Consider the following 23,488-nt stretch of genomic DNA (forward strand, 5'->3'; position numbering starts at 1 on the left):
GATTATTCGTGATGGTAAGGTTCGTTGTTTAAGATTGTCATTGCTCTATACAACTGTTCCACAAATATAAGACGTACCATCTGGTGCGAAAAAGTCATGCGTGATAAAGTTAGTTTTTCATTCGCCTTCTGATATACTGCTTCCGAGAAACCATAAGGGCCTCCGATGGCAAATATGAGCCGCTTGCTTACCGTATGTGTTTTCTTTTCTATATAGGAGGCAAACTGCATCGAGGTATATTCTTTTCCCTTGTCATCCAGCAGAACGAGATAATCTCCCGGCTGTACGTTTTTTAATATCAATTCACCTTCCTTCTCCTTTTGCTGTTCCATCGTAAGGCTTTTGGTGTTCTTTATGTCAGGTATAATTTGTATTTCGAAAGGGATATAATGCTCCAACCTTTTCTGGTATTCGTTGATAGCCTCTACAAAATAGCCTGCATCGGTTTTGCCTATAGCAAGAAGAATGATTTTCATATTTTCTAGTTTTTTCATTACAAAAATAGGCAACAATTTCTTGCTGCCTATCCTGTTATATAAAAAATAAGTTTTTTACTTATTTCGTTGCATCGATTACACCTCTGAAATAACCTATAGATTCGGCTATTCCCGCTAAAGGGGCTTTCATGTTTCGCTCGTATTCGAGGCTGCAAGCTCCTGAGTATTTTACTTCGCGAAGCATTCTCACAAAAGCAGGAATGTCTATTATGCCCCGACCGATTTCACCTGTCTTTCCGGCTTTAGTTGCTGCGGTTGTATTCTTCATATGGATGTCGAACACTCTGTCGCTGTATTTTTTTAGGTCGGCAATCGGATCATGTCCTGCACGTGCATCATGACCAATGTCGAGACACATTCCGATACGAGGGTCTAGGTCTTTTACATGTTCATAGATATCAGCTGCATGCGGATATAATTCGATGTCGGGACCATGAAGATGAATGGCATATTTGAAATCATATTCTTTTACTTTCTTGTCTACATAAGGTAGTAGTTCATGATTGGGAACACCTACGATAAGTTTTACGCCAACACGTTTGGCATAATCAAACGCTTTGTCCACTTCTTCTTTGGTCTTCATATAGATAGGACCTACAGCATAACCTGTAACATCATACTTTGCCAGTTTAGCATGGAATGCGGCAATTTCTTCGTCGGTGCTATTCAGCGGAAGATGGAAATCTTTGATACAAAGATAATGCACATCTACCTCTTGCATCATTTTGAGGGTCTCATCGAGATTGAAATTTACAAATGTATATCCGGCTATGGCTACCTTAAATGATTCGCCATCATCTCGTTGCGTTTTCTCGGGTTCATTGGCAAAAAGAATTGTTGTGTGCGCGCACACTAAAAGTAGGAATAATCTTAGTGTTTTACTCATGGGTTACTTTTTTAGATATTTAGATTTTTATTTAAGATCATCACGGTGTACAAATATAACAATTCTCATAGAATAATATATCCTTATAGTTAAAGCTTATATCTTTATATTTTATTAAATAGAGCTTATAATAAAAGGAGAATGGCACATTTGGATAAAGAAGATTTCAGACGAGGAGTGTATGATGTTGTGAGGAGTATTCCGTATGGTCGGGCTACAAGTTATGGCGCAATCGCTAAGGCTATCGGTTATCCGAATATGTCACGTTTGGTAGGTCGGGTGATGGGAGAGTGCAATTCTGTCATTTCCGGTATTCCGGCACATAGGGTAGTAAATAGTCAGGGAGTACTCTCAGCCAAAGAAGCATTCGGAAACTCGAACGAAATGCAGAAGCTCTTAGAAGAGGAAGGAGTTGGCGTTGTAAATGATAGAATCATCAATTGGGAGAAAGTATTCTGGGATCCTACCCAAGAATTGACTATCGAATGATTTCCTTTATAGCAATTCGCTTTCTAAGAATAAAATTATCTAATAGAGTAGACTTTGATATACAAAATCAAAGAAAAAGGTAACAACAAAAAACATTTCAAAAAGTGTCACTTTTGTCACCTTTTGGCTGTAAACTGCTGATATAGGGTACTGCGTGTTTTTCGGGTTTTGTCACTTTTTATATGAATAGTAACTAAAGAATAGAACCAAGTAAAACAATTTATATCTTTGTAAATAAACACAAATAAACGATATGAGAATAATTCCCGATTCAGAACTGATTATAAATAGTGATGGCAGTGTTTTTCACTTACATCTAAAGCCGGAACAATTATCGGACAAAATAATAATGATGGGCGACCCCGACAGAGTGAGCCTTACCGCATCTTTTTTTGATAGTGTAGAATGTGATATCCAAAGCCGGGAATTTCATACGATTACTGGAACGTATAAAGGGAAACGCATTACTGCTCTTTCGCATGGTATCGGCCCCGACAATATAGATATTGTAATTACAGAATTGGATGCGTTGGCTAATATCGATTTCAAGACACGTGAAGTAAAGAAAGACTTCAAACAGCTCACAATGGTGCGTGTAGGAACATCAGGAGGATTGCAGCCTCATTGCCCAATCGGTTCGTATGTGGTTGCTGCAAAGTCGATCGGTTTCGACGGAGTACTCAACTATTATGCAAATCGTGATAAAGTGACATTGGCTGATTTTGAGGATATCTTTAAGAAACATGTGGGTTGGAATCCCCAGCACTGCGCTCCGTATGTTGTAAAGGCCGATGAGGAATTGGTAGAACGTATAGGACATGACATGATAAAAGGAGTTACCATATCTGCCATTGGTTTCTATGGGCCACAGGGGCGATATGTACGCATGCCGTTGGCTAATCCCGACCTGAATACTAAAATAGAGTCGTTCAGGTTTGGTGAAGATTCGATTACCAACTACGAGATGGAAAGCGCACCGTTGGCAGGAATGGGCCGGTTGATGGGGCATAAGGCCATGACTGTATGTACAATAATAGCCAATCGTTTGGCAGGAGAATCAAATTCAAATTACAAGGGTTCGATAGAAGATTTAATAAAGAAGGTATTAGAGCGTATTTAATGAAGGCACAAACAAAAAAGAGGCTCAAGCGGATGTTTTGGGTATTATCAATCGGGCTTATTTTAGCGGTTTTAGCAATTCTTTTTGCTAACTGGAAAATCCCTCACGATTCCAAAGGTTTTGTATATGATGAAGTAGATAGCATACCCGCACAGAAAGCGGCGTTGGTTTTGGGTGCTGCTAAGAATATAGGCAATCGTCCCAATTTATACTTCACTTACCGCATTCAGGCTGCTAAAGAATTATATGATGCCGGTAAGGTAAAGGTTTTTGTTGTAAGCGGAGACAATAGCCGCAAAGATTATAATGAGGCAGACGATATGCGTGCCGCTCTTGTCCATGCCGGCGTGCCCGACAGTATTATACATTGCGATTATGCGGGCTTGCGCACACTCGATTCGGTGGTGAGGATGAATGAAATATTTGGTCAGGATTCGTTTATTATCGTGTCGCAAGAGTTTCATAACGAACGGGCTGTGTTTTTGGCTCAGAATTACGGGATGACAGCCTATGGATATAATGCAAAAGATTTATCGCTTAACCGATCGTCATACAGAACAAAAATAAGGGAATTGTTTGCAAGGGTAAAAGTCTTTGTGGATATCGCTACAGGTAAAGAACCAAAGTATCTGGGAGAAAAGATTAAAATCTGAAATCTTTTAAGAATTAGGGTCTTGCTGATATTAGATGGAAACACTAATTTTGTCGCTTCTTTAAATAAGGTTAATTTAAACAATAATAAATTATATTAATGAAAAAGCTCTTATTCGTGCTCTCTCTATGTGTAGCATGTACCCTTGTGTATGCTCAGGACTCAAATAGTGAACTGTTAAAAAAGTTAGTAGAGAAAAATATATTGACTCAAAGTGAAGCCGACTCGATACGAGGAAATGCACCTACTAAAAGTGCATTGGGAAACGGTACTACCGAAAAAATCAGGCAGGCTTTTAATACTCCATACATGCGTTTCGGAGGATATGGATTATTCATGTACAGATATAGCGACGTAGCGAATGTTAAGCATGATTTTGAACCGAGAGTAATATTCTTATCGATGCGTGGCGAACTGACCAAAAATCTGAAATATTTTATTTTGGCAGAGTTTGTTAACCCAATGCCGTACGAATTTTGGGGAGAATGGACTCCGGCTAAAGAGTTTAATATCAGGCTAGGACAGATGAAAACGCCTCTTTCACTCGAAAATCAAATATCATTAACCGATATTGAAGGGGTTTTCAACACTCGTTCTATTTCTGCTCTTATCGGAATGGGCGATGATGTACAGAGACAACAAAATAATAAGAATAATACAGGACGTGATGCAGGTGTGATGGCATACGGTAACTTGTTAAAAACGCAGACGCACGACCTACTCGAATATAAGGTTGGTTTGTTTCAGGGGACAGGTATTAATACTACAGAAAATAATAACTCAAAAGACTTCGCTGCAAACTTGATGCTTCAACCCATAAAGAATTTTAGAATTGGTGGAGGAGTATATCTTGGAGAAGCTAAGTATATAAAACCTGGAGAAACAGAAAAAAATGATCATGTTCGTAATCGTTGGATTGCAAGCTCCGATTATCGTTCAGAGAGAGTGTATGCTCGTGCCGAATGGATAAGAGGCAATGATGGAGGTATCAGCAAAGAAGGTCTTCACGGAATGGGGCTCTATTATTTTGTTCCTAAAAAGTTCAATGCTTTTGCAAAGGTAGATTATCTGAATCAGAATAGAGACACAAGCAAGGAGGTGATTGATTATACACTGGGCTTGAACTATTATTTTTACGGAGCATGCCGTTTCCAGATAAATTATACTTACTCGGATTATTCAAAGAGTTGGGGTGAGAAAAATTCGAATGCTGTATTAGGGCAAATGCAGATTGTATTTTGATCAGACATTCACGAAATATGAAAAGGTTATTTCGAAAGGAATAACCTTTTTCAGTACATTTGTATTGATATCTTAAAAAATATAGTTTGATGAAGATCTGCTACCTTATATTAGCTCATAATAATTTCAGGCATTTAGATCGCTTGATTGATGCTTTAGATGATGCAGATAGCACTTTCTATATTCATTTAGACAAGAAGGCAGAACAGGACTATATTCCTAAAAAGAGTAACGCTACAATTATTCCCACCTCCATTGATATAAACTGGGGAGGAATTTCTATGGTAGAGGCCACATTGGCACTGCTGGAGTTTGGAGTGCAACATTCCTCTGATGCCGACTATTATATATTGCTTAGTGGTGTAGATTATCCTATTCGTTCGAAAGCTTTCTTGCATAAGCTATTAGAAAAGAGAAAAGAGTATATAGATATTGCACCTCTCCCTGTGCCATACAAGCCTGCGGAACGTTACGAGTATTATTACTTCGATTATAATCGTCGCAATCTGAAGCATTACAACCCCAAGTTCTTAATTGAGGTGTTGCTTAAAAAGTTGAAGATAAAAAGAAAAGTTCCTTTTAAGATATATGCCGGTTCGCAATGGTTTGCTCTTACCCGTGAATGCGTTATATATATTCTGAATACTGTAAAGGATGATAGAAGATATTTTGATTTTTTTCGTCATACATTAGTGCCGGATGAAGCTTTCTTCCAGACAATTATAGGTAACTCTGACTATAGAGATAGAATACATGCAAACCTTACATATACCGATTGGGATGGACCTAATCCTCCTGCTACAATAGAGCAGCGTCATATTGAACTGTTAGAAACTCGCATGGAATTCAATGATGAGTTTGGGCGGCGATTCCCTTATTTTGCTCGTAAGTTTAATGATGATAGTGAAAGCATTATAGAGAGGATTCGTACCGTACTTTGGAAACAAGATTAGTCCAGCAGAATCCTCTTCTAAAAATATATATAATCTAAGTCGTTATTGATTGGTAGTAATTACCAGTTCTTTCCCTTTCTTCAAATCGCTATGTGATATAAAGTAACCATCAACTTTCTTACCTCCATAAGTAATATCAGTAATTTTCTTGCCTGAGTTTCTCTTGCTTATAGAAAACTGAGTGCTATCACCGAACGTGAATTCTATCTTGTCGAAAAGAGGAACTGATATGATGTACGAAGGGTCGGCAGGGGAATATGTATAAAGCCCGATGGCGTTAAATACATACCATGAAGACATTTCTCCGGCGTCGTCCATTCCGGCAAGAGCCAGTTGATGTTTGCCCATTCCGTAGAAGTGATTGAGGCAGCTATCTAATATGACTTGTGATTTCTCTTGTTTGTCGATAAAATAATAGAGGAAAGGGAAACTATGATCAGGTTGATTTCCGTGGCAATATTGCCCGATAAATCCCGATAGGTTATGTGCTTCATATCCTCCCCATGGAATGGTAAATAAAGAGTCGACCTTCTTTTCGAAGTCATCTTTACTTTTATATAGATTAATCAACCCTTTAGTATCGTGTGGTGCAAAGAAAGATGATTGCCAGGCATTCGCTTCACGGTACAGGTATTCATAGTAAGGGAATTCAGGGTCGAATGGGGTAACCCATTCACCGTTTTCGAGTCGACCTCTCATCAATTCGGTTGAAGGGTCGAAGAGGTTCTTGTAATTGCCGGTTCTTTTCATCAGCATATTGTAGTTCTCCTCGTCTCCCAACTCTTTGGCTAATAGAGCAACAGCGTAGTCGTCATAGGCATATTCGAGCGTTTTTGTAACAGCTGCTTTCGCTACGGTTTCTATCTTCGGATTTTTGATGTCCATCTCAGAAATATATCCTTTTGCTATATATTCCATCAGATGAGGACGACCTCCTTCTACTGTGGCATTTTTCAAGATGAGATGATATGCTTTGTTGACATCAAACCCTCTTAGCCCTCTCAGATAAGAGCCAGTAACGAATGTGGAGGCATGATCGCCATGAAAGAACGTAGGCATAAATCCTGTCTTTTCTCCTTTGTCGGTGATGGAGTTAATTACATCTGCTGCAACATCGGGCGAAATCATTCCGAGCAAGATCAGTTTGTTTCTATAGTCATCCCAAAACGAAGGATCGGTATAATAGCGGAAGCCCTTGTTTACAACTTCGCCTTTCGCATCGGTAAACTCTCCATTTGCATCACTTCTTAGTGCCGGCCATAAGAAGGAACGATATAGTGAGGAATAGAATATCCATCTTTGCTTTTCAGTGCCACCCGAGACTTTTATTCTTGATAATAGATTTTCCCATGTTTCTGTAGCTTCATTCCTTATTTCGGCGAAGTCTTTGTTGCCTATTTCTTTCTCTAGGTTTTCTTTTGCATTCTTGATGTTAACGAAAGAGAATCCTATTTTTAATTCTAGAGGTTCTTTGTTATTCGCAAAGTTAACTATTGACACGCTTTTGCTTTCACCTCTTATCGAATCTATATTTTTTATTGCATGATTCGAAACTGCGTAGAAGTACATCTTTTCGCTATTCTCCTGAAAGCCTGAGAATACGTTTTCGCTTTCTTGTGTTATTTGCCAATCCTTAATCCTTTCGTTTGATGTAGAAAGATCTACTATCAGCTTTTTATCCTTTCCGGCTTCAAATGTAAACCTGTGATATGCACAGCGCAGGGTTGATGTCATTTCTGCATTTATCCCATATCGCTGGATGAAAACCTGATAATACCCTGGATGGGCAGATTCGTTGTTGTGACTATATGTCGAACAATAATCATCTGCTGTAAAATTCCCTGTTGCGGGGAGAATCGGAATATGGCAAAGATTCCAATGACCTTTATTGGTATGTGTAAAGGCATATATAACAGTGTCTTCATATTGGTAACCGGAGCCACTTCTGAACAATGTTATCGGGCTTACCTGAACCATTGCATTGGGGAGAGATGATCCGGGAAATACTTCGGCGCCCCAAGTTCTGCGAGTTGGCTTGTAGCCTAAGTCGATACTATCCCATAAGGTGGCTGTTCCTAAAAACGGGTTTACATAGTCTGTATACCTTATTTGTTGTCTTTGGGCACAACCGGTTGCAACCAATAATAGACTAATAATAATAAGATTAAATTTATTCATGTGTTAATAGATTATGGTGATAACAAATGTTTTATGGATTAAAAAATCCTTATGTAAAAATACTTTGTTTGTATAATCTATATGTATTTGTTAAAGAACAAATTGGAGGTGTGTCACAAAAGTATACTAGATTGTCTCAGATGCTTATTTTTTTAAGCTGGGTAGTAGGTCTACAATATAGCTGCGACTTATATCGGCAGGCTTCAGAACTTCGTCATTCCAGATAACAAGGTCGATGTCTATTTTTACAATTCCTTTTTCTTTGTCGTGAGACTCACGTCCTATCTGCCGTTCTATAGACTTAAGTTTCAGGCGGACTTCTTCTTTGTCTTGATCGGTATATATAACAGCCAGTTGGTTTAGGAAGTCATTCTTATAGTGTGCTCCATAAGGAGTAGTGACAGAAGTGTCGGAGTAAGATATCCCTCCAAAAGAGCTGTTGAGCAGTTGATGACAGAGTCTTAAATTTGTTTCTGTATCTTCATTTGTTCCTATGCAGAGAAGCGCTTTGTTCATAATAGGTGCAAATATACGCTGCATTTTCGAAATAGGATGAACGGCGAAACTTTATTTCTGAGGCATTTTTATACATTTGTAGGATAATAGTAAAAATATGAAGTTTATAGCAATAATTCCGGCTCGATATGCCTCTACTCGTTTTCCCGGAAAGCCACTGGCTGATATGGGGGGTAAACCGATGATACAACGTGTATATGAACAGGTGAAGCGAGCGGTTCACTATGTATGGGTTGCAACAGATGATTCCCGCATCTTCGAAACTGTAAAGGCGTTCGGGGGGAAAGCTGTTATGACTTCAACAGACCATCGTAGTGGAACCGACCGTATTCAAGAAGCCTATTTTAAGATTGGGGAAGATTTTGATGTGGTTATCAATGTGCAAGGGGATGAGCCGTTCATTCAGCCCGAGCAAATCGAATCTCTGAAAGAGTGTTTTGATAGCAAAGATGTGGAGTTGGCAACGTTGGTAAAACCTTTCAAAAAAGAAGATGGCTTTGATGTTTTGTTCAATCCTAATTCTCCAAAGGTAGTTATAAATAAGGAGAACGAAGCAATCTATTTTAGTCGTTCCATTGTTCCATATATACGAGATGCCCATCATACAGAATGGCTTGATAAACATACATTTTATAAGCATATAGGGATGTATGCCTATCGCGTGGATGTGTTAAAAGAAATCACCCAACTGCCACAATCTTCACTTGAGAAAGCCGAATCGCTGGAGCAACTCCGTTGGATAGAAAACGGCTACCGTATACGAGTGGGTTATACAGATGTGGAAACAATAGGTATCGATACTCCCGAAGATATGGAAAGAGCGATAAAGCTCCTGAAATAAGTCAGCCTTAAACGACAATATAGATTTCTGTTTATGAGCTAAACACTTGTTTAAGTTGATTTTATTTTTTATTTTTGCTTCTTAAACAATCGTTTAGAACACATGTTTAATAGTGAAGATTCTTCGGAAGTAAGGAAACGGATTCTGAGTGAAGCACAAATCCTTTTCATAAAGAACGGCTACAAAGGCACCAGTGTCAGGGATATAGCTAAGGCTTCGGGTACTAATGTGGCAATGGTAAATTATTATTTTCAGTCGAAATATAATTTATTTGAGATTATATTCGAAGACGCATTGGATGTGCTTACTAAAAGAATATTCGAGACTGTAACCTCCGATCTTCCATTTTTTGAGTTAATCGAAACATGGATACACACTTACTATGAAATTCTATTTCAATATCCTGAAATTGCAGCATTTATTCTAAATGAAGTGAGCCTCAATCCGGAGGGACTTACCCAGCGTATAAAGAATAAAAATCCTTATAGTTCTTTCAGTAAAATAGAAAAGCGTATAGCAGAAGAAGTGGAGAAGGGAACAATAAGAGAAACGCCGGCAGCTGATTTCTTATTGAATATATTGTCTTTATGCATGTTCCCTTTTATGTTTGGAAATCTGGCCAAAACATTGATGGAGATTCCGTCAGGCGTTTACAATGAGCTGATAGCCAATCATGAAAAATATGTGATAGAATTTACTATAAACGCACTGAAACCGTGCGATAATGAGATCAAACGAAATAAATTAACACAATAGTTATGAGTAAGGAACAACAATATAAAATGGGAATTGATGTTGGGTCAACAACCGTGAAAATTGTAGTTTTGGATGATAATAATACAATTATTTACAAATCATACTGTAGGCATCAGGCGAATATACAGCAGACTCTGATAGCCGAACTGCAAAAGGTGATTGAAGTATATCCCCAAGCAAAGTTTACAATAAATATATCAGGATCAGCGGGAATGGGTATTGGCGAACGTGTTGGTATTTCATTTGTGCAGGAAGTTGTTGCTGCCGTGGAGGTGGTAAAGAATGTTTACCCTGCTGCTCATACATTGATCGACTTGGGAGGAGAAGATGCTAAAATGGTATTCTTCAGCGAGGGTCGTCACCCTGATATACGGATGAATGGGAGTTGTGCCGGAGGGACAGGTGCTTTTATAGATCAGATGGCAAGTCTGATGAATATTACCATCGAAGAGCTAGGGGTAAAGGCGCTGGATTTTGACAAAATATATCCGATAGCTTCGCGTTGTGGTGTGTTTGCTAAGACCGACGTGCAGAATCTTATTAGCCGGAATATCCCTGTTTCGGATATCTCCGCTTCTATACTCCATGCTGTTGCCTTACAATCCGTTACTACCCTTGCACGTGGGTGCGAGATTATCCCTAAGATAATCTGTATCGGGGGACCGTTGACTTTTATTCCTGCGTTGCGAAATGCTTTTAGCGAGGTTCTTAAAATACAGAGTGAAGATATAATTGTTCCCGAGAATGGGGAATACTTCCCTGCATGGGGTTCTGCTCTTTACCACGAGGCTGATGCAAAAACGTTTGATTTGCACGAATTGGTGGATAAACTTTCGGAATCTACGTCGTCAAATCATAGTGATGCCCTCGAACCACTGTTCAAAGACGAACTTGAATATATTGAGTGGGATGCGAACCGCAATGTAAAAGCCCTGAAATTTAAACCTCTGGGTGAGGAAAAGTATGTAGAATGTTTTTTGGGTATAGATTCTGGATCTACTACATCCAAAGTAGTGGTGATGGATACAGATGCCAATATCATATATAAGTTTTACGGTAATAACGAAGGAAATCCTCTGAGAAAAGTGATGGAGGGGTTATCCTTATTCTATAAAGAGGCTCAAGAGAAAGATGTAACTGTGAAATTCCTTTCATCAGCAGCCACAGGCTACGGAGAAGATTTGATGAAGTCTGCTCTCGGGCTCGATTATGGAATTGTAGAAACCATAGCGCACCTGTCAGGAGCACAATATGTTGATCCCGATGTATCGTTTGTGCTCGACATAGGAGGACAAGATATTAAGTCAATCTTTATCAACAATGGGTTGATTTCGAATATAGAGCTGAATGAAGCCTGTTCTGCGGGTTGTGGTTCTTTTTTGCAAAACTTTGCATCTACAATGAGCATGGAACTTTCTGATTTTGCTCATGCTGCTTGTTTGGCTAAGTATCCAAGTGATTTGGGTTCTCGTTGTACGGTGTTTATGAACTCAAAGGTAAAGCAGTCTTTAAGGGAGAATGCCGGAAATGATGATATTGCAGCAGGTTTAGCTTACTCTGTGGTTAAGAACTGTTTGTTTAAGGTTCTCAAAATCTCTAACCTGAAACAGCTTGGAGACCATATCGTTGTACAAGGTGGTACATTCAGGAACGATGCCGTTTATCGTGCATTAGAAATGCTGTCGGGTAAGACTGTGAGTTCTACCGATCATCCCGAATTGATGGGAGCTTTGGGTGCCGCATTATATTCTCAACGATTATGGGAGAAAAACCAAAACGCAACAACTTTCTCAGGAGAAGAGGCTTTGTTTGATCTGTCTACAATTAACTCTAAGGAGTTGACCTGTAAAGGCTGTACAAACCTATGCTCGGTATTACGATTCAAGTTTAACAACGGGAATATCAGCTATGCCGGAAATAAATGTGAGAAAGTTTTCTATAATAAAAATAATGATCGTAAGGAAGGCTATAATGCTTTTGACAGGAAAAATGAAATCCTTTTCAATCGTCCTGTAAAAGCTGATAATATAGAAAAAGGAAAAACGATAGGCATCCCTCGTGTGCTGAATATGTTCGATAATTATCCATTCTGGCATACTTTATTTACAGCATGTGGATTTAATGTGAGATTATCTCCCGAATCAACGTTCCCGCTATATCAAAAAGGAGTGGGAGGGGTGATGTCTGATAATATTTGTTTTCCTGCCAAGCTTGTACACGGACATGTACTCGCTCTTATAGAGCAAAAGGTAGACAGGATTTTTTATCCGATTGTACCTAAAGAAGAAAAAGAATTCGGGCAATCGTCTAACTCTTTCAATTGTCCTGTGGTTAGTGGATATCCTGACGTTATACAAAGTTCTATAGATCCATCAGGCAGACACGGTATCCCTTATGATGAGCCGGTGATAACATTCAGCAGTGATAAGGCTTTGGCCAAAGGCTGTTATAACTATCTTTCGGGCTTGGGAGTATCTAAAGATGTTTTTGATAAGGCATTTCAACAAGCTTTAGTTGTAAAGGATAGTTTAAAACAAGAACTTTATGGCTATCAGAAAGAGTTGTTGGATAAAGCCTTAGAGACAGGGGAGTTGACATTTATCGTTGCAGGTCGTCCATATCATACAGACCCATTGATTCATCAGAAGGTAGGTCAGATATTTTCAGACCTCGGGGTTATAGTACTCACCGATGATGTATTTCGCAAGCCCGAAAGTCAGGGTTTTAGTAAGTTGAATATTATTTCGCAATGGTCTTACCCCAACCGTGTTGTACAGGCAGCGATGGAAGTAGCCAAGTTGCCGCAAAATATACAATTGGTACAGCTCAACTCATTTGGTTGTGGTCCCGACTCCTTCTTTATGGACGAAACGCGTGATATATTGAAGGCTGCCGGCAAAAATATAACCGTTCTTCGTATCGATGAGATAGCCAGTCCGGGCTCTATTCGTTTGCGTTTGCGCTCATTGGTAGAGTCGCTCAAAGCTGTGAAGTCTTATGATCTGGTAGTAAGCGATTCATATAAAGGCTATTCTGCTCCATATAAAAAAGAGAAAGACAAAAATAAAACGGTTCTTATTCCTTGGCTTTGTGATTTTATCTCGCCATTTGCTCCGGCATTAGGTGAAATTCTTGGGTTGAAGGTAGAGAATCTTCCTAAATCGAACAAAGTATCTGCTGATCTTGGTTTGATGTATGGAAACAATGAAGTGTGCTATCCGTCTACCCTCATTCTGGGAGATATTATCAATGCACTCCAGTCGGGGAACCATGATGCGAAAGATATTGTGCTTGCCATTACACAGACAGGGGGGCAGTGCCGTGCTACAAATTATATAGCACAGATCAAGACGGGATTGCAAAATGCAGGATTTAATGATATTCCTGTAATAGCACTCAGCTCGGGAGAAACATATCAGAATGACGAGAGTGAATTTACGTTGGAATGGAAAAAAATAGCAAAGATCGCAGTTCCAATTGTATTGTATGGCGATGGTCTGCAACAGATGCATAGTGCTATTTCTGTGCGTGAAAAAAAGGAGGGAGTGTCGCAACAGATATTTGATTTCTATATAGAACGAGGGATTGATGCTGTTCGGGCAAAGGATGCGAAAACATTGTATAGATTACTGAAAGAGGCTGTTGAGGATTTTAATAATGTGCCTATCTACGATAAAGAATATTCTAAAGTGGGACTTATCGGAGAAATATTTGTGAAGTATAATAATTACGCACAGTCAAATATATCCGAATGGTTACGGTCTCGTAATGTAGAAGTTTCTACTCCTCCATTGTTAGATTTTCTTATGCAGTTTTTTGTCAACAGTAAGGTGAATGTAGAAAATGGACTTAGTGAAGAAACAATTTTTTCGAAGACTCTAAAACCCCTTATTTGGTGGTATATAAATAGTAAGGTGAAAAGGTCGGAGAAGATATTAAGCAAGTTTAAATTTTACGAGCCGTCAGAATCTATTTATGCGAAAGCAGAAGCAGCCTCAGAAGTTTTAGACCTCTCCAATCAGTTTGGGGAAGGTTGGCTTATCCCCGGAGAAATTGCTCATTATGCTCGTAAGGGTGTAAATAAAGTTGTTTGTCTGCAGCCGTTCGGGTGTATTGCAAATCATATTGTAGCCAAGGGGGTAGAAAAGCGGATTAAGGAAATATATCCGAATATGAATATTTTGTATCTGGATATCGATGGAGGTATTGCAGAGGTGAACTTGCAAAATCGTCTGCATTTTATGATATGATGACCAGTTGTCTCACAGCCTCGTAAATTCATATATGTTGTTTCTGAACGGAGAAAATAGTTCTAGACCTTAAAATTTTTCTTTATTCAGAAACAATATTTTAGTATGCTATTTTGTCCAATATCAAAATTATAACTGTAGCAAGTACCTGTAATTAAAAAAATAAAAACTTATATTTGCAGAAATATTCAGTCATAACTATCTATGAAGAAATCCCATTTTCTGCAAACATTATACTTGCAAAAACCTCTCTTCCTGATTCTTCTTATAGCAACCTTATCTACTCTTCCTTGGATAGGATTAGGAGATTTTTACACCAAAGGTGAACCTCGTGAGGCTGCATTGGCCGTATCGATGATCGAGAAAGGAGAGTGGGTTATTCCTTCCAGTTATGCAGATGAATTTGCATATAAACCGCCATTTAATCATTGGCTTATAGCCGGCTTTTCTTTAGCTCTGACGCATGGCGAAGTTACCCCTTTTACATCGCGTCTGCCATCTACAATTGCATTTATTGCTATGATTGGGGTCTGCTTTATGTTTTTTGCTCGTCGCAGGCCTGTTATAGAGGCTTTTGTTTCGTGTCTTATCTTGATTACCTGCTTCGAAATACACAGGGCTGCCATGACTACTCGGGTAGATATGGTACTTACATTTCTCCTCGTGGCAGCGATTATTCAAATGTATGCTTGGTATCAAAAGCGGCGGGTATATCAGCTTATTTCCATCTGGCTGCTTCTTAGTATGGCTACCCTCACCAAGGGGCCTATAGGGGTCTTACTGCCATGCATGATATTCGGCGTGTTTTTGTTGTTCCAAAAAGAAAACTTTTTCAAAGCAACAGTAAAATGTATTTTGATTGCACTCCCTGCGTTTATTATACCTCTGATTTGGTATTATGCTGCTTATAAGATAAAAGGAGAGGCATTCTTCGACCGTGTGTTCTATGAGAATTTTGGCAGATTTCTTCATCTGAAGGCTGCTGATATGGATGCAAGCTATGAGCTGGGGCATGACGGGCCGTTTTGGATTTACATCGTATATCTGGTTTCAGGCTTTTTACCTTGGACTATTTTGCTTGTGATATCTCTTTTCTTCTTCAAGTATAAAAGAATGAGTGGCTCGGTAAAACAAATCATAAATAATATTGCCGGTAAAATAATGACTATGGACAAAGCGCTTTTGTATAGCCTTATAGTTATTGTTGTTTCGCTATTGTTCTATTCTATTCCTGTGTCGAAAAGGAGCGTATATATAATGCCCGTGTATCCGTTTATAGCAATATTTATCGCTCGCTTTTTTATCTATCTTGTTGATGCAAAACCGAAAGCGGTTCGTATTTCAACCTCTATTCTGTTAGGAATTTCAATTATCGCTCTTCTGATAATAGGACTCGCATATACACGAATTATTGATATAGAATCTATTGCAGGACATTTTTCTAAGAGAGAGAGAACCCTTCAGGATTTCAAAATCTTCTCGGACATGTTCAAGTCCCCAGGTTGGTTAGGCTTATTTGGAATTTCGATTTTGCTATGTGCTACGATTAATAGCATTTATTTGTTACGCAAAAAAATCAATATAAAGATATTGATGGCAGGTTTTGGAATTATGTTCTCCATCAATGTTTTCATGGATTCTTATTTACTGTCTAATTTTAAAGATACTTATTCGGCTCGCCCATTTGCTGAAATGATTTCTGAGAAATATAAGCCCGATGGAGAGATATACGTTACGAATAATCTGAAAAAGTATTTCAATCTCTATGCGTTAAATTTTTATCTGCACAATAACTTTAAGAACATAGATTTAGAATCCCCAAAAGAAGGTTATTTTGTAACCTTAGAGAAATATTCAGATAGTATTCGTCAAGAATATGGAAATAAATACGAGTTTGAACTTTTAGAAAAAAGCGATAAGTTAAACGAGTACAGAACCTCGATGTTATTTTATAGAATAAAATCGAGAAATTAACTCAGCCTTAGCAAACGATTAGACACACATGAAGCAACAAATTAGTAACCTGATTAAAAGTGATTCGATAAAACAATTGATAAAATATGGTCTCGTTGGTGTGGTGGGACTTGTTATTGATATGGGTGTTTACTACTTACTGGTTACTAAATATTCTGTGCATTACCCCTTTTCAAATCATATCAGTACTCTTTTAGCTGGAAAGATGTCTGTTGGGATGCTTGATATTCTTATTTCCAATATTATAAGTTCCACTCTGGCTGTGATTAATAATTTTATACTAAACAGCTATTTTACATTTAAGGTAACTGATAACAAGCTGAAGCGCTTTACTTCTTTTGCCGGTATAGCTGTCGTAGGCATGGTTATAAGCTCCATGTTGCTTACATTGTTTATTGGGGTCATGAAGATGGATGATATGTTGGCAAAAGCATTTGCTATATGTATTGTGGCTGCTATTCAATTTATAATCAATAAGTTTTTTACTTTCAAGCAAAAGTGAGGCTAGGTAAGACGTAATATTTTAACATTATAAATGCAATAATTACACGAGCAACTAAAAACAAAATTCCATATTAATTGTTCTATTAAGAATAACGATAACCTTACTTATTTTGTATTCTAAAATTTTACAATGAACTACCGGTAAGAAGGGATATTCAGTAGTGTTTATTGTTTATTTCAGCTAGATTTTTTTTTGAATTTTTAATGTGGAATGCTTAACAAAGGTATAAAAAAATATGTGTCCAACCCGGTAATCGGGCTTTTACCATTTCTCTTATATGTAATACTTCATATAGCAAATGTGGAAGAGGGATTAGCGCTAATTATCAGTCTTTTCTCAGCTATAGTTGGAGAGTTTCTTGTCCGTCTGTGTTGCAAAACCCGAGGCTTTAGTATTACGTTCTATATTTCAGCAATAGCTATTTTTATTACCTTGTTTATCTGGTTGCTAACTCATAAATATAGTTGGCAATTAAATACCTATCTGGTGATATGCGAAATTGTAATAATATGTCTCTTCATGCTTTTAAGAGTAAGCAAGACATATATTGCCACACGATTTTTTCGACATAGAAACCATCTTCAGAAGGCACTCATGAGCGAGTTTTATGGTTGTGCAACACTCGTTCAGTATGGCTTGACTTTGCATATTTTTGCCATATTATTATATCGACAGTTCTCTTTTAATTATAACTTTTTGCGCTCATCGGATATCGTTATATTCGTTGCTACGCCGCTCTTTATTATCTCTCTGATAGGAATATATCAAACGGTGAAAGTAGGCAATTTGGTCTCTAAACTTAAACAAGAAGATTGGATTCCTATCGTTACCGAGAAAGGGGAGGTGACAGGTAAAATAGCCAAGAGCGTATCCTTGAATATGAAGAACCGGTTTATGCATCCTGTTGTTCGAGTAGCTCTTATCTCAGGATCGAAAATATATTTACAGGAACGTCCCAAGAATGATTTGCTGAACCCTTCGAAACTGGATTATCCGTTCGAAAAATATATGCTCTTTAATCATGAGATCAACCTATCGGCACGAAACAGTATAAGGCGAATGCTTGGTGAAGAAACAAATATTCCTTTGAAATTTGTTCTCAAATACGTATTTGAGAATGACGATACAAAGCGTTTGAATTTCTTGTTTGTAGCCAATGTTGACGATGAGTTTAGTATAAAGAGAACCGGAAAATTGAATGGAAAGTTCTGGACTATAAAACAATTAGAGGCGGGTTTTGCCGATGAAATCTTTAGTGAATGTTTTGAACTAGAATTTGAATACCTTAAAAATATGGTATTGCTATCTCCTGAGAATCAAGCGAGCCAATCAGTATAAAAAACTCTCTTTATAGGGTTTTTCTTTTTCTCCATACCTGATAAGAATTAACCACATTTTGCCACAGTACATAAGCTCCGGGTCCTAAAGATGATATAGGATTTAGATATGTTTGAGCCATCCAGATAGCAAGGATGGTATTTTTTTGTCCTAATCCCTGTCCTCCGGCTATCGTGTCGTTGTAATAAGTGCCTAAACGGCGTCCTACAAGAAATTGAGCTATGCAAATAGCCAAAGCCGATAAAGCGACTGACAGTTCTACTATAAAATTGGGACTTTCTTGGTCGATTATAAACTGTACGGTTTTTCCTGTAATAATAACCAACGCTATCGACCAAAGATAGAAAGACAATCCTTTTGCTTTCTGAATCTCATGATGTACTCTGGGTAACAACCTCTTGAGTAAGAATGCGCCAAACAGAGGAAGAAATAATAATATTGAGACTTTTTGAAATACAATCCAGAATGATTGAAGAAATGAACTAGACTCTATTTCTCCCGTATATGAAAACAGGATGGGTGCAACAATAACAATAACCATGTTGCAGAGTAAGCTATAAGCCATCAGGCTAGGGACATTCCCTCCAAGCATGCCTGTTATTACAGGCGCAGATGTGGCTGTGGGTGCTAAAACGCAAATCATAGCACCTTGAGCGACAATGGGATTGAAAAGGCGAAGTAATACGTAAACGCCAATGCTCCCCAATATCTGTATGGCAATAAGCCAAAAATGCAGTCGGGAAAAATGTATCTCCTTAAACGAAATGTTGCAATAGGTGATCAATAGCATTAATGCTATGAGGTAAGGGGTAAGGAACGAAAGTTCGCCCATATATTTGTGTAACAGAATGCCGGTAAGCATAGCTATAGGCATCATGTACGATTTAATTTTATTCAGCATGATTGGCTTATTGAAGATGTAAAATTAGCAAATATATTCCCTTTGAAGCCGTAATAAAGGTAAAATCATAAAAAAAGAAAAAAAAGAAGTAAATTGAAATATTTTTAAATCTAAATCGTCTAATTAGATAAATACACTAATAAGAACATTGGATATGAAAGATGACAAGAACAAGAAGGAGAATTTGAAATACGCTCCTAAGAAAGAAATCGAATCTCTTGACAGGAAAGATAGTTCAAATGTGCAACTCGCACTTGCTATAGAAGAACTATGTTCCGATGATTTTTTGTTTGATGATGAGAAAGAGTGATTCTTTTCATCCACCTTATTAACTTAAAAAATGAACCCCCCTAATGCTATTATACGATTGAATATTACTATCTTTTTAGCTCGTCTATTGCTTGTCTGAGTGTCTCCGCTGCTTTTTTTACTGTAACATTCCAATCTTCGGCGGCATTGTCGTCAGCACCATCCGAAATGTATTTAAGGCAAAGGAACGGAATGTCTTCTTTCTTCGCAATATATGCCAATGGATATGCTTCCATATCTACGATATTGTAATCTGATGTATTATGGCTCACCTCGAAACTGTCTCCGGTTCCGCAGATGCCCTCTTGCAGGCCGTCGACCCGGATTCCATACTTCAGAATCGGTTTTGTGTTAGAAAAAGGTGTTTCATATAACTCACATCCTAATGTCGTTACATTCATATCACGTTGTATAAACTGGGTGCAGCAGATTACTGCCCCTCTTTCAAAAAAGTTGCTGCCTGCCGATCCGAGGTTGATAATAATACTTGGTTTATTTTGTGCTATCTGTTTTGTTAAATGATACGCTGCATTTACTTTTCCCACACCAATAAAAAGCGGGCTTTCATCTACAAACTTATCTGAGGCTTCACTCTCTAGTGCAAAAACGTACAAAGGATTCTTATTTAATAGCTCTTTAATCATGTTATTGAATCTTGTTTACAAATATAAGCAATATAAAAGAATTGGATAAAGATAAAAAGGTGACAAAAGTAACAGGTTTAGTTCATATTTGATTGTAACTTTTCTCTCCAAATCATATTAGCCCCTTTTATATAAGATAATTTTTTTCATCTACATTAACATTCTACTTTGTTGAGTAAATATAAGAAAATATCAAATTCACATTTGTGCTAATATAAGGTAAAGTAAATAAAAATATGATTCTAAATCCCAGTTTATATGATGATCGAATGATGGGGGAGATGATTTTGTAACAATAATTTAACCGACAGATATTCCATCTTATGTTAAATGAACGTAACTTTGTCGGTTTTGAATAACCAATAAGGTTTTAAAGACGTTAAAGATAAATAACCAATAAATAATGGAAGGTAGAAAAAAATACATAGGTCTCTCCGATAGTGAAGTAAAAGCAAGCAGGCAGAAGCATGGTGCAAATATCCTCACTCCCCCCAAAAAAGAACCTCTTTGGAAACTTTTTTTGAAAAAGTTTGAAGATCCGATCATTCGTATATTGCTTATTGCCGCATTCTTGTCCTTAGGGATTTCTATTATACACAATGAGTATATAGAGACTATCGGTATTTTTTGTGCTATTCTTCTGGCAACGGGCGTCTCTTTTTGGTTCGAAATGGATGCCAACAAAAAGTTTGACGTCCTCAATCAGGTGAACGACGAAGACCAGATTATGGTGATGCGCAACGGAAATGTAAAGCAGGTTGCAAAAAAAGATATTGTAGTTGGTGATATTGTTTTGCTTGAGATAGGCAATGAGGTTCCGGCTGATGGCGAATTGCTCGAAGCTGTATCAATGCAGATAGATGAGTCCTGCCTTACAGGAGAGCTGAGCATAGATAAAACTACAGACCCCGAACATTTTGAAGAAGGAGTTACTTATCCTTCAAACTGGGTGCTTCGAGGAACGAAGGTTATAAATGGGCACGGTGTTTTTGAAGTACATCGTATTGGAGATAATACCGAATTTGGAAAAGTGGCTGTGAAGGCGACCGAAAAAGTTGAAGGTGAAACACCATTGAACCGTCAGTTAGACTCTTTGGCTAAGTTTATCGGTGTTGTTGGTCTTATATTAGCTCTTTTTACATTTTTAGTACTTGTCCTTAAGGATGTTGTTTTCGATCCTATTGTACCTATGCAAAAAAGACAACTTGCTTTGCTTGCCGGTGCAATGTTGGGGGTAGCAGTGGGCATGATAAAAGTATGGTTGCCTATTATATATGGAGGTCTCGAATTGCTCGGTAAAGACTCTAAACTTCCTAAGTCTGTAAAAGAAGGAGGGTGGTTGAGATGGCTTTTGACAGGAGCATTGGTGACGGTTGCCATTTCATCGATCGGATATATTTTTGGAGTAGATCCACTGGATAGTAGTTCGTGGATAAATCTGGATACGGCCACAGAGATCTTACAGGCCTTTATGGTGGCGGTTACATTGGTTGTTGTTGCTGTTCCCGAAGGTTTGCCGATGAGTGTTACGCTTAGTCTTGCGCTTAGTATGCGCCGCATGTTGAAGATGAATAATCTTGTGCGCAAAATGCATGCTGTGGAAACAATGGGAGCTACCACTGTTATCTGTACAGATAAGACAGGAACATTGACTCAAAACCAAATGCAGGTTGCCAGCACTAATTTCTACGGATTGGAAGATCAGCGATTAACCGACAGCGAGATCAGCCGTCTTGTGATAGGAAATATTTCGGTAAACTCTACTGCATTTTTAGATTTCTCAGACCCTAAGAAAGTGGCGGCTTTAGGAAATCCTACCGAAGGAGCTTTGCTGCTTTGGCTCAACAATAGTAAAATACTATATAGTAATATTCGTAACAAAGAAGCTATCATAGAGCAATTGCCATTCTCTACCGAACGTAAGTTTATGGCAACTTTTGTAGACTCTCCAAAACTCAGAAAGAAAGTTTTGTATGTAAAAGGTGCACCAGAAGTAGTTTTGAGTAAATGTAAGCACGTAATTACTACCGAAGGTCTCGTTCCTGTAAGTGAGTACAAAGAAATAATTAATAGTCAGCTATTGCAGTATCAGAATCAGGCAATGCGGACTCTCGGTTTTGCATATCAGTATGTAGATGATGCAAAAGTGGCTGTGGAAGATTTGATTAAAGGAGAATTAATATTTCTTGGAATAGCAGGAATTTCCGATCCTGTGCGTTCTGATGTACCTGAGGCTGTGCAACATTGCTTGAGTGCGGGTGTCGGCGTAAAAATTGTTACAGGCGACACGTATGGTACGGCTAAAGAAATAGGACGTCAGATTGGTATTTGGAAGGATGATGAGGATACCGATCTGAATATTATTGGCGGTGTAGACTTCGAAAAGCTTTCTGATGAGGAAGCGCTCAATAGAGTGCAAGGCTTGAAGATAATGTGCCGCGCTCGTCCGACAGATAAGCAACGGCTTGTGCATCTCCTGAAACAGAAAGGGGAGATCGTTGCTGTTACCGGTGATGGGACAAACGATGCTCCTGCTCTTAATTATGCTGATGTCGGTTTGTCTATGGGCTCGGGAACATCAGTTGCCAAAGAGGCGAGTGATATAACCCTGCTCGACGATTCGTTCAGTAGTATTGCTACTGCTGTAATGTGGGGACGCTCGCTCTATAAAAACATACAACGCTTTATGCTGTTCCAGTTGACTATCAACGTGGCTGCACTTTTGATCGTGTTTTTGGGTTCTGTATTTGGACAACAATTGCCGTTAACCGTAACGCAGATGCTTTGGGTAAACCTGATTATGGATACTTTTGCGGCCGGAGCATTAGCTTCATTACCACCTGACCCGAATGTGATGAGAACTAAGCCTAGGAAGAACAGTGATTTTATCGTGACGCCTTCCATTGCTAAACATATTCTTTTTACAGGCGTAATGTTTGTTATATTACTTCTCGGAATGATGTATTATTTTTCAGATCCTGTTCACTTGAATTCATTCTTTAGTTATGTTGCCGAAGGAGATAGAGAGCGTTACTTCTTGTCGTATTTCTTTACAGTCTTCGTTCTACTACAATTCTGGAATATGTTTAATGCCAAAGCTTATGCAACAGGCAAATCCGCTTTTTCCGGATTAAATAAAAGCGCAGGCTTTGAGTTGGTAGCTTTAATTATTCTTGTAGGACAGATATTGATCGTTACTTTTGGCGGCGATGTATTTCGTACTATGCCGCTAACCATTCAAGATTGGGGCATTATTATAGGCGGCACATCTGTTGTTCTCTGGATTGGCGAATTGATTAGACTGATAAGAAAAAAATGATTTGACAAATAAATATATATTTTCCTGACAATCTTTTCAGCTTATATTAAATAGGCTTATCTAATGTGGAAGTTAGATAAGCCTATTTTAAGATTGAAATAACCTTTTAAGTTAAAAA

Annotated in this window: 19 protein-coding genes; 13 read left to right on the forward strand and 6 right to left on the reverse strand. The window is 38.2% G+C overall.

Going from position 1 to position 23,488, the window contains the following annotated elements; genetic code table 11:
- Window positions 1–2: 2 nt before the first annotated feature.
- Together rlmH and BGO84_RS16115 are read right to left on the reverse strand one after the other, a co-directional pair.
- Window positions 3–476, reverse strand: a complete 474-nt coding sequence (rlmH, locus tag BGO84_RS16110; protein ID WP_291030747.1) for a 23S rRNA (pseudouridine(1915)-N(3))-methyltransferase RlmH — start codon at window positions 474–476, stop codon at window positions 3–5.
- Window positions 477–555: 79 nt separating this feature from the next.
- On the reverse strand, window positions 556–1,383 hold the full coding sequence (locus tag BGO84_RS16115) for a sugar phosphate isomerase/epimerase family protein (RefSeq protein WP_291030748.1): 828 nt from the start codon (window positions 1,381–1,383) through the stop codon (window positions 556–558).
- 141 nt (window positions 1,384–1,524) lie between these two features.
- On the opposite strand from BGO84_RS16115, the gene BGO84_RS16120 reads away from it, so the two are divergent.
- The 5 genes from BGO84_RS16120 to BGO84_RS16140 all read left to right on the forward strand — a co-directional run bounded on the left by BGO84_RS16120 (window position 1,525) and on the right by BGO84_RS16140 (window position 5,839).
- Entirely contained in the window at window positions 1,525–1,872 is a 348-nt protein-coding gene (locus BGO84_RS16120; RefSeq protein WP_291030749.1) for an MGMT family protein, read from the forward strand.
- 253 nt (window positions 1,873–2,125) lie between these two features.
- Entirely contained in the window at window positions 2,126–2,992 is an 867-nt protein-coding gene (locus tag BGO84_RS16125; RefSeq protein ID WP_291030750.1) for a nucleoside phosphorylase, read from the forward strand.
- Complete coding sequence (locus BGO84_RS16130) at window positions 2,992–3,645, forward strand: ElyC/SanA/YdcF family protein (RefSeq protein ID WP_291030751.1); 654 nt, start codon at window positions 2,992–2,994, stop codon at window positions 3,643–3,645. Before BGO84_RS16125 ends, BGO84_RS16130 begins: the two co-directional genes overlap by 1 nt.
- A gap of 98 nt (window positions 3,646–3,743) precedes the next feature.
- Window positions 3,744–4,886, forward strand: a complete 1,143-nt coding sequence (locus BGO84_RS16135) for a porin (protein WP_291030752.1) — start codon at window positions 3,744–3,746, stop codon at window positions 4,884–4,886.
- An 89-nt stretch (window positions 4,887–4,975) separates the two neighbouring features.
- Window positions 4,976–5,839 carry a beta-1,6-N-acetylglucosaminyltransferase gene (locus tag BGO84_RS16140; RefSeq protein WP_291030753.1) on the forward strand — a complete coding sequence of 288 codons (864 nt, stop codon included), beginning with the start codon at window positions 4,976–4,978 and terminating at the stop codon, window positions 5,837–5,839.
- A 42-nt stretch (window positions 5,840–5,881) separates the two neighbouring features.
- Here BGO84_RS16140 and BGO84_RS16145 read toward each other — a convergent pair whose 3' ends face one another.
- Both BGO84_RS16145 and BGO84_RS16150 read right to left on the reverse strand, forming a co-directional pair.
- Window positions 5,882–8,017 (reverse strand): GH92 family glycosyl hydrolase, encoded by a 2,136-nt coding sequence (locus tag BGO84_RS16145; protein WP_291030754.1) that lies wholly within the window; start codon window positions 8,015–8,017, stop codon window positions 5,882–5,884.
- A gap of 144 nt (window positions 8,018–8,161) precedes the next feature.
- Window positions 8,162–8,533 carry a 2-amino-4-hydroxy-6-hydroxymethyldihydropteridine diphosphokinase gene (locus BGO84_RS16150; protein ID WP_291030755.1) on the reverse strand — a complete coding sequence of 124 codons (372 nt, stop codon included), beginning with the start codon at window positions 8,531–8,533 and terminating at the stop codon, window positions 8,162–8,164.
- Between the two features lie 97 nt (window positions 8,534–8,630).
- Here BGO84_RS16150 and kdsB point away from each other — a divergent pair, with 97 nt between their 5' ends.
- The 6 genes from kdsB (at window position 8,631) to BGO84_RS16180 (ending at window position 18,197) form a co-directional block, all read left to right on the forward strand.
- Entirely contained in the window at window positions 8,631–9,374 is a 744-nt protein-coding gene (kdsB, locus tag BGO84_RS16155) for a 3-deoxy-manno-octulosonate cytidylyltransferase (protein ID WP_291030756.1), read from the forward strand.
- 102 nt (window positions 9,375–9,476) lie between these two features.
- A complete protein-coding gene (locus BGO84_RS16160) occupies window positions 9,477–10,130 on the forward strand; it encodes a TetR/AcrR family transcriptional regulator (RefSeq protein WP_291030757.1) in 654 nt (217 codons plus the stop codon).
- 2 nt (window positions 10,131–10,132) lie between these two features.
- Window positions 10,133–14,380: an acyl-CoA dehydratase activase gene (locus BGO84_RS16165; RefSeq protein WP_291030758.1), complete on the forward strand. Its 4,248-nt coding sequence runs from the start codon at window positions 10,133–10,135 to the stop codon at window positions 14,378–14,380.
- A 204-nt stretch (window positions 14,381–14,584) separates the two neighbouring features.
- Complete coding sequence (locus tag BGO84_RS16170) at window positions 14,585–16,354, forward strand: glycosyltransferase family 39 protein (RefSeq protein ID WP_291030759.1); 1,770 nt, start codon at window positions 14,585–14,587, stop codon at window positions 16,352–16,354.
- Window positions 16,355–16,382: 28 nt separating this feature from the next.
- Window positions 16,383–16,856 (forward strand): GtrA family protein, encoded by a 474-nt coding sequence (locus BGO84_RS16175; protein ID WP_283685695.1) that lies wholly within the window; start codon window positions 16,383–16,385, stop codon window positions 16,854–16,856.
- A gap of 213 nt (window positions 16,857–17,069) precedes the next feature.
- On the forward strand, window positions 17,070–18,197 hold the full coding sequence (locus tag BGO84_RS16180; RefSeq protein ID WP_291030760.1) for a hypothetical protein: 1,128 nt from the start codon (window positions 17,070–17,072) through the stop codon (window positions 18,195–18,197).
- Window positions 18,198–18,207: 10 nt separating this feature from the next.
- On the opposite strand, the gene BGO84_RS16185 is transcribed toward BGO84_RS16180, so the two are convergent.
- On the reverse strand, window positions 18,208–19,098 hold the full coding sequence (locus BGO84_RS16185) for a transporter (RefSeq protein WP_291030761.1): 891 nt from the start codon (window positions 19,096–19,098) through the stop codon (window positions 18,208–18,210).
- A 154-nt stretch (window positions 19,099–19,252) separates the two neighbouring features.
- Here BGO84_RS16185 and BGO84_RS16190 point away from each other — a divergent pair, with 154 nt between their 5' ends.
- Window positions 19,253–19,408, forward strand: coding sequence for a hypothetical protein (locus BGO84_RS16190; RefSeq protein WP_006841474.1), 156 nt, complete (start codon window positions 19,253–19,255; stop codon window positions 19,406–19,408).
- A gap of 67 nt (window positions 19,409–19,475) precedes the next feature.
- On the opposite strand, the gene BGO84_RS16195 is transcribed toward BGO84_RS16190, so the two are convergent.
- The gene (locus BGO84_RS16195; protein ID WP_291030762.1) at window positions 19,476–20,051 is read right to left on the reverse strand and encodes a nucleosidase; all 576 of its coding nucleotides are present in this window, start codon (window positions 20,049–20,051) and stop codon (window positions 19,476–19,478) included.
- A 403-nt stretch (window positions 20,052–20,454) separates the two neighbouring features.
- On the opposite strand from BGO84_RS16195, the gene BGO84_RS16200 reads away from it, so the two are divergent.
- Window positions 20,455–23,370 (forward strand): calcium-translocating P-type ATPase, PMCA-type, encoded by a 2,916-nt coding sequence (locus BGO84_RS16200; protein ID WP_291030764.1) that lies wholly within the window; start codon window positions 20,455–20,457, stop codon window positions 23,368–23,370.
- The last annotated feature ends 118 nt before the right edge of the window (window positions 23,371–23,488 follow it).

Origin of the sequence: Dysgonomonas sp. 37-18, assembly GCF_001899125.1 — a bacterium.
Taxonomy (GTDB): domain Bacteria; phylum Bacteroidota; class Bacteroidia; order Bacteroidales; family Dysgonomonadaceae; genus Dysgonomonas.